Source organism: Streptomyces sp. NPDC101191 (genome assembly GCF_044767915.1).
Classification (GTDB): domain Bacteria; phylum Actinomycetota; class Actinomycetes; order Streptomycetales; family Streptomycetaceae; genus Streptomyces.
The window spans coordinates 632585-646951 of sequence record NZ_JBIWOU010000006.1 but is presented as its reverse complement, the minus strand read 5'-3'; the positions used below and the strand labels follow the sequence as shown (position 1 = coordinate 646951).

The 14367-nt window shown below is 73.2% G+C and carries 14 protein-coding genes; 7 read left to right on the top strand and 7 right to left on the bottom strand.

Going from position 1 to position 14367, the window contains the following annotated elements; translation table 11 throughout:
- Positions 1-21: 21 nt before the first annotated feature.
- Positions 22-1560, top strand: a complete 1539-nt coding sequence (locus ACIRQF_RS25990) for a S8 family serine peptidase (RefSeq protein ID WP_376629868.1) — start codon at positions 22-24, stop codon at positions 1558-1560.
- Between the two features lie 64 nt (positions 1561-1624).
- Positions 1625-2947 carry a CoA transferase gene (locus ACIRQF_RS25985; RefSeq protein WP_404095418.1) on the top strand — a complete coding sequence of 441 codons (1323 nt, stop codon included), beginning with the start codon at positions 1625-1627 and terminating at the stop codon, positions 2945-2947.
- Here ACIRQF_RS25985 and ACIRQF_RS25980 read toward each other — a convergent pair.
- The 7 genes from ACIRQF_RS25980 to ACIRQF_RS25950 form a co-directional block, all read right to left on the bottom strand.
- A complete protein-coding gene (locus ACIRQF_RS25980; protein WP_376629864.1) occupies positions 2937-3980 on the bottom strand; it encodes a zinc-dependent alcohol dehydrogenase family protein in 1044 nt (347 codons plus the stop codon). The genes ACIRQF_RS25985 and ACIRQF_RS25980 overlap by 11 nt on opposite strands.
- 107 nt (positions 3981-4087) lie before the next feature.
- The gene (locus ACIRQF_RS25975; protein WP_404095414.1) at positions 4088-4399 is read right to left on the bottom strand and encodes a lysoplasmalogenase family protein; all 312 of its coding nucleotides are present in this window, start codon (positions 4397-4399) and stop codon (positions 4088-4090) included.
- Positions 4400-4460: 61 nt separating this feature from the next.
- Entirely contained in the window at positions 4461-5174 is a 714-nt protein-coding gene (locus ACIRQF_RS25970; protein ID WP_404095412.1) for a VIT family protein, read from the bottom strand.
- 24 nt (positions 5175-5198) lie between these two features.
- Complete coding sequence (locus tag ACIRQF_RS25965) at positions 5199-6425, bottom strand: amidohydrolase family protein (RefSeq protein ID WP_376629860.1); 1227 nt, start codon at positions 6423-6425, stop codon at positions 5199-5201.
- Positions 6422-7705 (bottom strand): amidohydrolase family protein, encoded by a 1284-nt coding sequence (locus ACIRQF_RS25960; protein ID WP_404095408.1) that lies wholly within the window; start codon positions 7703-7705, stop codon positions 6422-6424. Before ACIRQF_RS25960 ends, ACIRQF_RS25965 begins: the two co-directional genes overlap by 4 nt.
- Positions 7706-7730: 25 nt before the next feature.
- A complete protein-coding gene (locus ACIRQF_RS25955) occupies positions 7731-8615 on the bottom strand; it encodes an SDR family NAD(P)-dependent oxidoreductase (RefSeq protein WP_404095405.1) in 885 nt (294 codons plus the stop codon).
- Positions 8615-9415 carry an acetoacetate decarboxylase family protein gene (locus ACIRQF_RS25950; protein WP_382480603.1) on the bottom strand — a complete coding sequence of 267 codons (801 nt, stop codon included), beginning with the start codon at positions 9413-9415 and terminating at the stop codon, positions 8615-8617. The genes ACIRQF_RS25955 and ACIRQF_RS25950 overlap by 1 nt, the downstream gene beginning before the upstream one ends.
- Before the next feature lie 103 nt (positions 9416-9518).
- Between ACIRQF_RS25950 and ACIRQF_RS25945 the strand changes: the two genes are divergently transcribed.
- The 5 genes from ACIRQF_RS25945 to ACIRQF_RS25925 all read left to right on the top strand — a co-directional run bounded on the left by ACIRQF_RS25945 (position 9519) and on the right by ACIRQF_RS25925 (position 14241).
- Positions 9519-10175 (top strand): TetR/AcrR family transcriptional regulator, encoded by a 657-nt coding sequence (locus ACIRQF_RS25945; RefSeq protein WP_404095402.1) that lies wholly within the window; start codon positions 9519-9521, stop codon positions 10173-10175.
- Positions 10176-10236: 61 nt separating this feature from the next.
- Complete coding sequence (locus ACIRQF_RS25940; protein ID WP_389754299.1) at positions 10237-11211, top strand: DEDDh family exonuclease; 975 nt, start codon at positions 10237-10239, stop codon at positions 11209-11211.
- A gap of 70 nt (positions 11212-11281) precedes the next feature.
- Complete coding sequence (locus ACIRQF_RS25935; protein ID WP_404095400.1) at positions 11282-11515, top strand: hypothetical protein; 234 nt, start codon at positions 11282-11284, stop codon at positions 11513-11515.
- 81 nt (positions 11516-11596) lie between these two features.
- A complete protein-coding gene (locus tag ACIRQF_RS25930) occupies positions 11597-12400 on the top strand; it encodes an SURF1 family protein (protein WP_404095397.1) in 804 nt (267 codons plus the stop codon).
- A gap of 62 nt (positions 12401-12462) precedes the next feature.
- Positions 12463-14241, top strand: a complete 1779-nt coding sequence (locus ACIRQF_RS25925) for a glycoside hydrolase family 15 protein (protein WP_404095395.1) — start codon at positions 12463-12465, stop codon at positions 14239-14241.
- The last annotated feature ends 126 nt before the right edge of the window (positions 14242-14367 follow it).

The window sequence follows — 14367 nt, the reverse complement described above, 5'->3', positions numbered from 1 at the left end:
TACGGATGATGTGGAGAACCCATGGCTCATCTGGGATCGAGGCGCGGCCGAGTACTCGCTCTGCCGGCTGGTCTCGCGCTCACGGCCTCGCTCGGATTCCTTCCCTCCGGCGCCGCCTCCGCCGCGGAGCTGAGCGATGCCCCGACGGCGACCGTGGTCGCCGACGGCCCGAAGCTGTCCTACGTCGTCAACATCGACAACGGCCACTGGACGGCCAAGTCGGTGAAGAAGGCGATAGCCGCCGCCGGCGGCGAGGTGGTCGTGTCCTACGACCAGATAGGCGTCATCGTCGTCCACTCGCAGAACCCGGACTTCGCGAAGACGATCCGCCAGGCGCGCGGGGTGATCTCGGCCGGCGCGACCCGCACGGCCCCGCTGACCGTGCAGTCCGACGACTCCGTCGGCGAGAGCGCCCAGGCGCTGACGCCGGCCGAGATCAAGGCCGCCGCGGCCGCCGCCTCGGACGAGCAGGACCCGCTGGAGCCCCTGCAGTGGGACCTCCCGGCGATCAAGGCCGACAAGGCCCACCAGAAGACGCTCGGCAGCAAGCGCGTGACCGTCGGCATCATCGACACCGGTGTGGACGACACCCACCCGGACCTCGCGCCGAACTTCGACGCCGCCGCGTCCGCCAACTGTGTGAGCGGCAAGGCCGACACGACCCCCGGCTCGTGGCGCCCCAAGGCGGGCGAGAGCGACCACGGCACGCACGTGGCGGGCACCATCGGCGCGGCCAAGAACGGCATCGGCGTCACCGGCGTCGCGCCGGGCGTGAAGCTCGCCGGCATCAAGGTCTCGACCCCGGACGGCTTCTTCTACACCGAGGCCGTGGTCTGCGGCTTCGTGTGGGCGGCCGAGCACGGTGTCGACGTCACCAACAACAGCTACTACACCGACCCGTGGATGTTCGCCTGCAAGAACGACGAGGACCAGAAGGCCCTCATCGAGGCGGTCACCCGTGCCACCCGCTACGCGGAGCGCAAGGGCACGGTCAACGTGGCGGCGGCCGGCAACTCCTCGTTCGACCTGGCGGCCGAGTCGATCCTCGACAACAGCAGCCCGAACGACACCACTCCGGGCGACCGGGTGATCGACCCGAAGCAGTGCTTCGACTACCCGGGCATGCTGCCGGGCGTGGTGACGGTCTCCGCGACCGGCGCCAAGGGCCTGAAGTCGTCGTACTCCAACTACGGTGACGGCGTCATCGACGTGGCGGCGCCCGGCGGCGACCGCACCGAGTACCAGACCCCGGACGCCCCGGCGGTCAACGGCCGCATCCTGTCGACCACGGTCAACGGCGGCTACAACTACAAGGCCGGCACCTCGATGGCCTCGCCGCACGTGGCGGGCGTCCTCGCGCTGCTCAAGTCGACCCACCCGAAGGCGAGCCCGGCGGCCCTGAAGGCGCTGCTCTACGCCCAGGCGGACGACCACGCGTGCACCGACCCGTACGACATCAACGGGGACGGCAAGGTCGACGCCGTGTGCGTGGGCGGCAAGAACAAGAACGGCTTCTACGGGGCCGGCATCGTGGACGCGCTCGCCGCGGTCCGCAGGTAACCGCACCGGCGGTCAGGTGAACCGCCCGTGGCACTCGGTGCCACGGGCGGTTCATAGTTCTCCCATGGACACCACAGTGCGAACGGGTACGGAGTTGTTGTGGTCGGCGCTGGGCGGCGATCCCGCCCTGATCGACCGGGTGGCGTACGGCGGGGTCTCGGGGCTGCTGCCCGCCCGGCTGCCGGTGATGGACCTGGCGCGGGCCACGGTCGCCGTGGCGGGTCTCGCCGCGGTGGAGCGGGCGGGTTCCGCGGGTCCGGTCCGGGTGGACGACGGGGCGGTGGCCACCGCCTTCGTGAGCGAGCGGCATCTGCGGGTGGACGGCCGGGCACCGGTGAACTTCGCGCCCCTGTCGCGCTTCTGGCGGGCCGCCGACGGCTGGGTCCGTACGCACGCCAACTACCCGCACCACCGGAAGGCGTTGCTGGACGCCCTGGGCGTCGCGGAGACGCCGTCGCGTCCGGAGGACACGGTGACCGCCGCGGGGGCGGCGATCGCCGAACGCGGGGCGGTCGAGGTCGAGACGGCGGTGTACGCGGCCGGGGGCCTGGCGGTCGCCCTGCGCACGCCCGGGGACTGGGCGGCCCACGAGCAGGGCCGGGAGGTCGCGGCACGCCCGCTGCTGACCCGGGAACGACTCGACGAGACGGCGCCGCGGCGGCGTTCGGGCGGCCCCTTGCGGGTCCTGGACCTGACCCGGGTGATCGCGGGACCGGTCGCCACCCGGACGCTCGCGCTGCTCGGCGCGGACGTGCTCCGGATCGACCCGCCGGGCAACCCGGAGCTGCCGGACCAGCACGCCGACACGGACGTCGGGAAGCGGACGGCGGCGCTTGACCTGGACAGCCCCTCCGACCGGCGCACCTTCGGCGAACTCCTCGACGCGGCCGACGTGCTGGTGACCGGCTACCGGCCGGGCGCCCTGGACCGCTTCGAGCTGCACCGGCCCGGACTGGTGACCGCCCGGCTGTCGGCCTGGGGCGACTACGGCCCCTGGGGGGAGCGGCGCGGCTTCGACAGCCTGGTGCAGGTGGCGACGGGGATCGCGGCCGTGGAGGGTTCGGCGGCGGAGCCGGGCGCGCTGCCGGCGCAGGCCCTCGACCACGGCACCGGCTACCTGCTGGCGGCGGCCGTCCTGCGGTCGCTGACCGAGCAGGACCGGGACGGCGGCAGCCGCCTCGTCCGGCTCGCACTCGCGCAGACCGGGCACTGGCTGACGCACACCCTCCCGCGCCACGAGCCGGAGCGGTACGTGCGGGAGTCGGACGGTCCGCTGGGCCGGCTGCGGTACGCCCTCTCCCCCGTGTCGTACGAGGGCGGCCCGGCGGACTGGTCGCGCCCGCCGGGCGTCGCGGGGGCCGACGCCCCCGCCTGGCTCACGGCGTGACGAGGACCTTCAGGGCGGTGCGCTCGTCCATCGCCCGGTAGCCGCCGGGGACGCCGTCCAGGCCGACGGTCAGGTCGAAGACCGGGGACGGGTCGATCGTCCCGTCGAGGACGTCCGGGAGCAGTTCGGGGATGTAGGCGCGGACGGGGGCGACGCCGCCGCGCAGGGCGATGTTCCGGTCGAACATGACGGACAGGTCGAGGCCGGTGCCGCTGCCGTGCGGGACGCCGACGTAGCCGATGGAGCCGCCGTCGCGGGTGATGTTCACGGCGGTGCGCATGGACTGCTCGGTGCCGACGGCCTCGATGACGGCGTGGGCGCCCTGGCCGCCGGTGAGCTCGCGCACGGCGGCCTCGGCGGCCTCGCCGCGCTCGGCGACGACATCGGTGGCGCCGAAGGCGCGGGCGATGTCGGTGCGGGCGGTGTGCCGGCCGAGCGCGATGATCCGCTCGGCGCCCAGCCGCTTGGCGGCGAGGACGCCGCACAGGCCGACGGCGCCGTCGCCGACCACGGCGACGGTGGAGCCCTTGGTCACGCCCGCGCCGAGGGCGGCGTGGTGGCCGGTGCCCATGACGTCGGAGAGCGCGAGCAGCGCGGTGAGCAGGCGGTCGTCGCCGGCGGCCGCGGCGGGCAGCTTGACGAGGGTGCCGTCGGCGTAAGGGACGCGGACGGCCTCGCCCTGGCCGCCGTCGGAGCCGACGGAGCCCCAGAAGCCGCCGTTGGGGCAGGAGGTCTGGAGGCCCTCGGCGCAGTAGTCGCAGCTGCCGTCGGACCAGACGAAGGGCGCGACGACGAGGTCGCCCGCGCGGAAGCCGCGGACGTCGGCGCCCGCCTCCTCCACGATGCCGAGGAACTCGTGGCCGATGCGCTGACCGGGCTGTCGGGCGGACTCGCCGCGGTAGGCCCACAGGTCACTGCCGCAGATGCAGGCGCGGAGCACGCGGACGACGACGTCCGTGGGCTGCTGGACCGCGGGGTCGGGAACGTCCTCCACGCGCATGTCGAAGGGGGCGTGGATGGTGGTGGCGCGCATGGGTCCTCGCTGTGCTGTGCTGAGCGGCGCTCAGAGGGTTGTACGACGTTCACCGTACATCGAACGCAGGGTCCCCTCGGTCAGCAGGTACTGCGCCGCGACGTAGCTCAGCATGACCCAGAAGTCGGACGCGGGCAGCCGGGGCCAGTCACGCCGGTGGCGGTGAGGGTGTCGGACAGCAGGAGCAGGGCGCCGCCGGTCCCGGCGAGCGCGCCCAGGGCGCTCGACCGGTAGGCCGTCGCGGTGAGCAGCGGCGCGTAGCAGGCGACGGGGATCCGCAGCCCGGCGGGCAGGCCGGGCCACAGCGCGGCGATCACGACGCCGGGCACGAGGGCGTGGAGGACGCCCAGGGGGAGGGACGTACGGCGCCGCCCGCAGGCCGCCGGGTCGCAGACGTGACCCGCGGCGAAGCAGCCCATGCCGACGAGGGAGGCCGCGTCGGCGTCGGGGGAGGGGAAGACGTCGCCGGTCAGACGGGCCTCAGACGCCCGCCGCCCCCAGCAACGACCCCGCCGCGTACGTCACCGCCATCGCGAGGGCGCCGCCGCCGACGTTGCGCACGACGGCGCGGGCGGGCGGGGCGGCGCCGAGGCGGGCGGACCACCAGCCGGTGAAGGCGAGGGCGGCGAGCACCGACAGGACGGTGATCCACAGGCGGTACGAGGCCGGGGGCAGGACGATCGCGAGGAGCGGGAGCAGGGCGCCGACGGTGAAGGCGACGAAGCTGGCGCCCGCGGCGTGCCAGGGGTTGGTCAGGTCGTCCGGGTCGATGCCGAGCTCCACGCGCGCGTGGGCGCGCAGGGCGTCGCGTTCGGTGAGCTGGACGGCGGCCTCACCGGCCACGTCGGGGCTGAGGCCGCGGCGGGCGAGGAGCTCGGTGAGTTCGGCGAGTTCGACCTCGGGCTGCTCGCGCAGTTCGCGGCGTTCCTGGGCGAGCGCGGCCTGCTCGGAGTCGCGCTGGGTGGAGACGGAGACGTACTCCCCCGCAGCCATCGACATCGAGCCGGCGAGCAGGCCGGCGAGGCCCGCGGTGAGCAGGGCGGACCGGGAGTCGGAGGCGCCGGCGACGCCGACGACGAGGCCCGCGGTGGAGACGACTCCGTCGTTGGCTCCGAGCACGGCGGCCCGGAGCCAGTTGAGCCGGGAGCCGAGGCCGCTGCCGTGGGCCTCGTCGTGTTCCGGGACTTCAGTCACCCCAGGAGGGTCGCACCCGCTGCGTCACCACACGCGGACCGACCCGCCCGGCGCGAACGCGGGACTCGTCGCGCCCGCCGGCACCTCCTTCAGCGGTTCGGCGATCTCCTCGACGCTCGGGCCGTGCACGGCGGCCAGGGTGTCGAGGTACCCGAGGTCGAAGCCGTACACCCGGGCGGCGTTGCCGCCCACCATCGCGGCGACCTCCTCCCGGGGCAGGCCCGCGTAGGCGATGCGGAGGCCTTCGCGGGAGAACGGGGTCGTGCCCTCGTCATGGGGGTAGTCGCTGCCCCACATGATCTTGTCGAGGCCGATCCGCTCGCGCAGCGGCACCTCGTGCGGGCGCATGAAGCTCGCGCCGACGAAGCAGTTCTCCCGCCAGACCTCGCGCGGGCCCTTGCCCATGGCCTCGGCGAGCCCCGCGCCGAACTTGGACTCGGCCGTGGCGGCCTTCGTCGCGGCCGAGACCAGCCGTCCGTGGTAGTAGTCCAGCATGTCGAGCACGCCCGGGATCCAGCCCGAGCCCTGCTCGGTGAGGACCAGCTTGAGCCCCGGGTGGCGCCGGAAGGCACCACCGAAGATCAGGTGCCACAACGCCCGGTGCGAGAACCAGGTGGTCTCCACCATGAACACCGCCCGGGCGGCCGGTTCGTCGCCGAGCGGCGGCGAGGCCGAGCCGCCGTGGTGGTTGACCGGTACGTCGAGCTCGGCGCAGACCGCCCAGATCGGGTCGTACGCCTCCGCGTACAGCTCGGGGACCGGCGAGCCCGGCGGGACGCCGGGCAGCAGGATGCCGCCGGTGAGACCGGCCTCGCGGGCGCGGCGGATCTCCGCGACCGCCGCGTCCACGTCGTTGAGCAGGATCTGCGCCACGCCCGCCCGGCGGCCCGGCGCGTCCGCGCAGAAGTCGGCGAGCCAGCGGTTGTGCGCCTGCAGCCCGGCCCAGCGCTGCTCGTACTCGGCCCGGCTCGGTGGCTGGGCCATCAGCGAGGCCTTGGGGAAGAACGGCGGGATGGTGTTGGGGAAGACGACCTCGGCGACGATGCCGTCCGCCTCCAGCTCGCTCAGCCGGCGCCCCGAGTTCCAGTTGCGGTCGGCGGTGTCGGCCAGCAGGTCCTCGTACGGGTTGACGTAGCCGGCCGCCCAGGCGTCGAAGTCGTCGTGGTGCTTCTTCTCCAGATAGGGGCGGTAGTCGAGGAGGTCGGCACCGGCGTGGCAGTCGGCCGAGACGACCGTGTAGCGGTCGGTCACGGGTTCACCCCCAGGACCGGGAAGTCGTGCTCGGTGAGCCAGTGACGCCCGACCTCGCGCGAGCGGGCCCAGGAGGCCTCGACGGACGCCTGGTCGGCGGGCTGGCCGAGTTCGGCGGGGGTGGGGCCGATCCGCCGGGCGATCGGGTCCAGTTTCCGGACGTCGAATCCGAAGACCTCCGCGGCCGCCAGGCCCAGCATCCGCCGGGTCTCCGCCACCGGGATGTCGTGGAAGGTGTTCCGCAGCCAGGAGCGCGTACGGGGCCAGGTGCCCTCCGGGTGCGGGAAGTCGGAGCCCCACAGGATGTTGTCGACGCCGATCTCGTAGCGCTGGGCGAGCTCCCGCCGCTTGGTGTTGGTGGCGCAGACGAACACCTGCCGGTCCAGGTACTCGCTCGGCGGGCGCTTCAGCTCCGCGAACGGGGAGAGCTTCTTGCCGCCGTGCGCGCCGAGGTAGAGCCGGTCCATGAACCACAGCAGGTTCGGCAGCCACCAGCAGCCGGACTCGGCGACGCCGAAGCGCAGTCCCGGGTGGCGCTCGAAGACCCCGGACCACAGCAGGAACCACAGCGGCCGGGCCGGCCACCAGGTGACCTCGGAGACGTAGATCCCGAGGTGGTCGCCGTACTCCTGGCGCGGCGCCGCACCGGAGTGCGTGACCACCGGCATCCCGGTCTCGGCGGCCGCCGCCCACACCGGGTCGTAACGCCGGTCGTGGTACGGCTCCTTGTCCACCCACATGGACGGGATCATCAGCGCGCCCAGCCCCGACTCCCTGGCGCGGTGGATCTCGGCGACGACCTCGGCCGGCTCGGCGGTGACGGGCAGCAGGGCGACCCCGCAGTGGCGTTCGGGGTGCCGGCCGACGAACTCGGCGAGCCAGCGGTTGTGCGCCTTCGCGCCCGCCATGCCGAGCTCGGGGTCCTGGTCGCCGGAGAGCCCCAGGCCGACGCCGAAGGGCGCGGCGGTCTGGCTGTCGACGGCGTCCGCGTCGGGGAAGACCACCTCGGCGGCCACCCCGTCGCCGTCGAGCTCCTTGATCCGCTGGGCGGCGTCCCAGCCGCCCCGCAGTCCTTCCTCGTTGTCGCTGAACCACTTGTTCGCGAAGTCCTCGTTGCGCACCCCGAGCCGGGTCATGGCCTCGCGGCGGGCCTCCCGCCCGGCGAGGAACTCGTCGAAGGCACGGTGGAAGCGGGACTCCAGATAGGGCCGGTACTCCTCGGTGGGCAGCCCGGCGTGACAGTCGGAGGAGATGATCAGATACGGGTCGTCATGGCTCATGGTGCGTGCAGCCCCCTCAGGCCGGTCAGTCGAGGATGAAGCTCTCCAGGTACGACGGGTCGGCGCGGTCGAGCATCGACTGCGAACGCGCCCTGATCTGCCGGTCGCTGTGCTCGCTCGCCGGGAGCATCCAGAACCGGTCGGCCCTGATGCCGTCGACGACGTGCTCGGCGACCTCCTCGACCGGGGTGAAGGCGACCTCGTGCCCGGCCTCCTTCATCGCGGCCTCCCACTGGTCGAGGCTGCGGTACGGGGTCTTGCGGGGGCGCTCCTTGGCGTAGCGCTCGGGCCGGTTGCGGTGCGACTCCCACAGGCCGGTGCGCAGCATGTGCGGCCCGGGGAACAGCACGGAGGCGCCGACCCGCGCCCGGTCCGCCTTCAGGTGCGCGTACAGCGACTCGGTCATGGTGACGACGGCGGACTTGGTGACGGCGTACACGGAGGCCGTGGGAAGCGGGGCGATGCCCCCGTCGCCGGAGGAGGTGTTGACCACGTGGCCGGGCTCGCCGCCCGCGATCATCCGGGGCACGAAGGCCTGGATGCCGTGGAAGACGCCCCACACGTTGACCGCGAACGCCCACTTCCAGTCGTTGGGCTCGTGCTCCCACATGCGGCCCTCGGCACCGGAGCCGACTCCGGCGTTGTTGCACAGCACGTGGACGGCGCCGAAGGTCTCGTACGCGGAGTCGGCGAAGGCCCGGACGGAGTCGGGCTCGCTGACGTCGACGATCCGGGCGAGGACCTGCGCCCCGCCCTCCATCAGCTCCTCGGCCGCCTCGGCGAGCGGGCCCTCCTCGACGTCGCCCATGACGACGGCGAGGCCCTCGTCGGCGAAGCGGCGGGCCATGGCGAGGCCGATGCCGCTCGCGGCGCCGGTGACGACGGCGACCTGTCCCTCACGCAGTTCCATCAGGAGTGGCTCCCTTCCGGCGGGGCGTCGAGTGCCTGTTGCGGGTCGTCGTAGCGCTGGTGCAGGTAGGGCAGGAGGTCCTGGGCACCGACCCGTTCGACGACCCGGCCCTTCTGGTCGGTGCTCTTCTCGCCGATGGTGATCTCGACGAGCCGGCGGACCGGGAGGTCGGCGACCGGGTCGTACATCGACTCGCGCAGGACGACGTCGCCGGTGATCCGCTCCAGCTTGCGCACCTTCTCGTTGCGCACGCAGTGGACCAGGACGGGGTCGCCGTCGAAGCCCGAACCGTCGACGGCGGGAAGGAACTTGAAGTAGAAGTCGGTCTTCTCGGTGGGTCCGGGCAGCGGCAGCGGCTCCGAGACGGCGCCGCGCACCTCGACGAAGGCGATGCCGTGCCGCGCGAGGGAGGCGGACACGACGAGACCGTCCCGCTCGACGAGCACCTCGCCGAGCTTCTTCGGCTCGCCGAAGACCTCGCGCCCCCCGGTCAGCGCGCGCTCGTGGGTCATCGGCATGACCAGCGGATACCAGCCCTCGCGGTCGCCGTGGGCGGCGGCGACGGCCACGGAGCCGGCGCCGAGCGGATAGCCGGGGAGGTCGACCTTGCTGATGTTGACCCGGACGAGCGGGCGCCCGGTGGGCTTGAGCGGGGGCGGCAGGACGGCCGCCACGACGTCGGGATCGGTCTCCCAGACGGCGACCACTCCGGTGGACCAGATGTCGGGGATTCCGGCGCTCTTCTCACGGGTCGCGGCGAGCTCCGCCTCGGTGCGCGCCCCGTACCGTACTCGTGCCATGACGTACCGCCTTCCGGGAACGTATCGGCCTGTAACACAGTTACACCGACGGCCCGGAAGGGTAAAGAGGCATGACGGACAAGCGAGTTGGGGGATCGATCCGATGGCACGCACCGCGCTGACCCGCGACGAGGTCCTGGACACCGCCGCCGCCCTGGTCAGGGAGCACGGCCCGGCGGCCCTCACCATGCGCCGGCTCGCGGCCGAACTCGGCACCGCCGTCACCTCGATCTACTGGCACGTCGGAAACCGCGAGTCGCTCCTCGACGCCCTCGTCGAACGCACCGTCGCCGACCTCGGCACCCTCCGCCCCCGCGGCGCCGGCCCCGCCGAACGGATCGTCTCCGTCGCCCTGCTGCTCCGCCGCGCCCTGCGCGAGCGCCCGCACCTCGTCGCGATGGTTCACGAACGCGGCCTCACGGAACGCATGTTCCTGCCCGCCCAGCGCGCCCTGGTCCACGAGGCCCACGAGGCCGGCCTGCGCGGCCCCCGCGCCGCCGAACTGGTCCGCGCCGTCCAGTTCCACGTCGTCGGCCACGTCCTCGTCGAACGCAACCGCGAGCGCGCCCCGGCCCAGTCGCCGGCGGAGACGGAACTGTGGGCCACGGAAGCCGCCGCCGAGACGGCGGCGGCGGACCCGGCCCTGGCCCACGCCCTGGCGGCGGCGATCGACACGGAGGCGCTCTTCCGCGCCTCCGCGCGGGCGCTGGTGACGGGGCTGCTCGCCGGTCCGGCGGCTTTCGCCGCGTCAACGGGATGACCGGTTCCGGTCACCGATCGGGCACCGGACGTCCGGCTGTCGGCGGGGCCCCGTATTCTCAGTGACCATGCTCGACGACCGTACGACAGCAGCGACGTGGCCGGCCGCCTACCCGCAGGGGTACGCGGTCGTCGACGTGGAGACCACCGGACTCGCCCGCGACGACCGGATAGTGTCGGCTGCCGTCTACCGGCTGGACGCGCAGGGGAACGTCGAGGACCACTGGTACACGCTGGTCAATCCCGAGCGGGATCCCGGACCGGTGTGGATCCACGGGCTGACGAGCGACGTGCTCGCGGGGGCGCCGCTGTTCCCGGAGATCGCCGAGGAGTTCTCCGCGCGCCTCGACGGCCGGGTGCTCGTCGCGCACAACGCGATGTTCGACTGGCAGATGATCGCCCGCGAGTACGCGCGGGCCGAGAGCGCCGCGCCCGTGCGGCAGCGGCTGTGCACGATCGCGCTGTCCAAGGAGCTGTCGCTGCCGCTGCCCAACCACAAGCTGGAGTCGCTCGCCGCGCACTTCGGCGTGGTGCAACAGCGGGCGCACAACGCGCTCGACGACGCCCGGGTGCTCGCGGAGGCGTTCCGGCCGAGCCTGCACGCGGCCGCCGAGCGCCAGGTGCGGCTGCCGCTGCTGGAGTGCCGCCCGCTGACCGAGTGGGCCTCGGCGCCGGCGCAGCCGCGGATCGGCTACCAGGCCTCGTACCGGACGAACGGCTGGCGCCCCTCGCGCAAGCGGCCGGCGTGCCCGTACCCGAACCCCGGACGTTACGAGTCGGACAAACCGCTCAAGCAGGGCATGCGGGTGGCGTTCTCCGGTGACACCTCCGTCGACCGTGAACTCCTGGAGGACCGGACGGTCGAGGCCGGGCTGCACGTGGCGACGAGTGTGTCGCGGCTCACCAGCCTGCTCGTCACCAACGACCCGGACTCCGCCACCTCCAAGACCGTCAAGGCGAAGACCTTCGGCACCCCGGTCGTCGACGAGGCCGCCTACACACAGCTGCTGCGCGACGTGGCGCCCGCCGACGCCTGACGGCGGCAGACGGGTGACGGCCGGGCGCGCCGCCCGGCCTTCGCCCGCGCGCGGCCGCACCCTGTGGCGCATGGCACGTTGTGAGGTCTGCGGAAACGATTACGGCATGTCCTTCGAGGTGCACGCGCAGGGCGCGGTGCACGTCTTCGACTGCTTCGCCTGCGCCGTCCACCGCATGGCGCCCATCTGCGAACACTGCCGGGTCCAGATCATCGGACAGGGCGTCGAGGTCGGGGGCGCCTGGTACTGCGGCGGCCACTGCGCCCGCGCGGAGGGGAAGGTGGGCATCGTCGACAAGGTGTGACGAAACGATCCTCTGGTCGCCCGCCCCGGGGACCGGAACCCCCGTGCGGTCACCCCACAGCCTCGGATGTACGGTCGTGGGGTGTACCGCTTCCTGTTGTCCCGGCAGTGGGTGATCCTCACCCTCCTGGCCCTCGTCCTCATCCCCGTGATGATCGAGCTGGGCTTCTGGCAGTTCCACCGGCACGAACGCCGGGTGGCCCAGAACACCCTGATCGCGGACAACCTCGCGACGAAGCCCGTCCCGGTCGAGGAGCTCACCTCCCCCGGGCACACCGTCCCCCGCACCGACTACTGGCGCCACGTGACCGCCACCGGCACCTTCGACACCGCGCACGAGGTCGTCGTGCGCCGCCGCGTCTCGTCCGACGAGCGGGTCGGTGTGCACGTGCTGACCCCGCTGGTCCTGAAGGACGGCAAGGTCGTCCTGGTGAACCGCGGCTGGATCGAGGCGGCGGACGACCAGCGCGCCTACCCCAAGGTGCCGCCGGCCCCCAGGGGCGAGGTCACCGTCACCGGCCGGCTGATGGCCGACGAGACCACCGGCGCCAGCGGCATCAAGGACCTCAAGGGGCTGCCGGACCGTCAGGTCATGCTGATCTCCAGCGCCCAGCAGACCCTGCTCATCGGCCGCCCCGTCCTCGGCGGCTATCTGGAGCAGACGGCCCCCGAGCCGGCCGGTGGCAGCCCCGAGCCGATCCCCGATCCCGACCACGACTCGATCGGCTCGCACATGGCGTACGCCGTGCAGTGGTGGCTCTTCTCGTCCGGCGTTCCGGTCGGCTGGGTGATCCTCGTCCGGCGCGAGAAGCGCGACCGGGAGGCGGCGGCCGGAGAGGCCGAAGCGTCCGAGGGGACCCCCGAGCCCGCCGGGGCGACCGCCTGAACCCGGCCGGTCCGCCGCCCGCGGTTGATTGACCACCGCCACTTGCGGGAACAGCCCAAAGCGTGACGCAACGTATCGACGACTACGCCCTCATCGGCGATCTCCAGACCGCCGCGCTCGTCGGCCGCGACGGGTCGATCGACTGGCTGTGTCTGCCCCGCTTCGACTCGGCGGCGTGTTTCGCCGCCCTCCTCGGCGACGAGAACAACGGCCACTGGCGGATCGCCCCCGAGGGCGCCACGACCTGCACGAGCCGGCGCTACGCCGAGGACAGTCTGGTCCTGGAGACCGTGTGGGAGACGCGTACCGGCACGGTCAAGGTCGTCGACTTCATGCCGCAGCGCGACAGGGCGCCCGACGTCATCCGGATCGTCGAGGGCGTCAGCGGCCGCGTGGAGATGAGTTCGGTGCTGCGACTGCGCATGGACTACGGCTCGGTCGTGCCGTGGGTGCGCCGCTCCGACGGACACCGGGTGGCGATCGCCGGACCCGACTCGGTGTGGCTGCGCAGCGAGCCCCCGGTGAAGACCTGGGGCCAGCAGTTCGCGACCTGCTCGGCGTTCACCGTCACCGCCGGCGAGAAGGTGGCCTTCGTCCTCACCTGGCACCCCTCCCACGAGCCGCGCCCCGCTCTCGTCGATCCCTTCGAGGCCCTGGAACACTCGCTCGCCGACTGGCGGGCGTGGGCGGCCCGCTGCACGTACGAGGGCCCCTTCCGCGAGGCGGTGATGCGCTCCCTGATCACCCTGAAGGCGCTCACCTACGCCCCGACCGGCGGGATCGTCGCCGCGCCCACCACCTCCCTGCCGGAGGAGCTCGGCGGCGTGCGCAACTGGGACTACCGCGCCTGCTGGCTGCGCGACTCCTCCCTCACGCTCAACGCGCTGCTGTCCGCCGGATACGTCGAGGAGGCCGGGGCCTGGCGCGACTGGCTGCTGCGCGCGGTGGCCGGCGACCCGGCCGACCTGCAGATCATGTACGGCCCGGCCGGGGAGCGCCGGCTGCCCGAGACGACCCTGCCCTGGCTGCGCGGCTACGCGGACTCGGCGCCCGTACGCATCGGGAACGCGGCGGTGCAGCAGTTCCAGCTGGACGTGTACGGCGAGGTGATCGACTCGCTCTTCCGCGCGCGGCAGGCCGGGATCCCGGCGCAGCGGCACGCCTGGAACCTGCAGTTGAGCCTGCTCGGCTTCCTGGAGTCGACCTGGCGCGAGCCCGACGAGGGGCTGTGGGAGGTGCGCGGGCCACGCCGGCACTTCGTGCACTCCAAGGTGATGGCGTGGGTGGCGGCCGACCGGGCGGTGCGCACCCTGGAGGACGATCCCTCGCTGCCGGGCGACCCGGTGCGCTGGCGGACGCTGCGCGACGAGATCCACGCGGAGGTGTGCGCGAAGGGCTACGACCCGGTGCGGAACACCTTCACCCAGGCCTACGGTTCCACCGAGCTGGACGCGGCGACCCTGCTGATCCCGCGGGTGGGCTTCCTGCCGCCGGACGACCCCCGGGTGGTGGGCACGGTCGACGCGGTGCGGGCGGAGCTGACGCAGCACGGACTCGTCCGACGCTACTCGACGGAGGGCGCCTCGGTCGACGGCCTGCCGGGGCAGGAGGGAACCTTCCTGGTCTGCTCGTTCTGGCTGGCGGACGCCCTGCGGATGACCGGCCGGGTGAAGGAGGCGCGCGAGCTGTTCGAGCGGCTCGTCGGGTTGTGCAGCGACGTGGGGCTGCTGGCCGAGGAGTACGACCCGGCGGCGCGGCGGCAGCTCGGCAACTTCCCGCAGGCCTTCAGCCACATCGGTCTCGTGGGCACCGCGGTCGAACTGGCCGCAGAGGAGGCGTGAGCCGGGCCCGGGCGGCTCCCCCGCGTTCCCCCGTCCCCGTATGCCCACGCGTGCCCCCGGGCGCCCCCGCGGCAACGGGGAAGGCCCCGCTCTCACGTACGCATGAGAGCGGGGCCCTGTGAACCG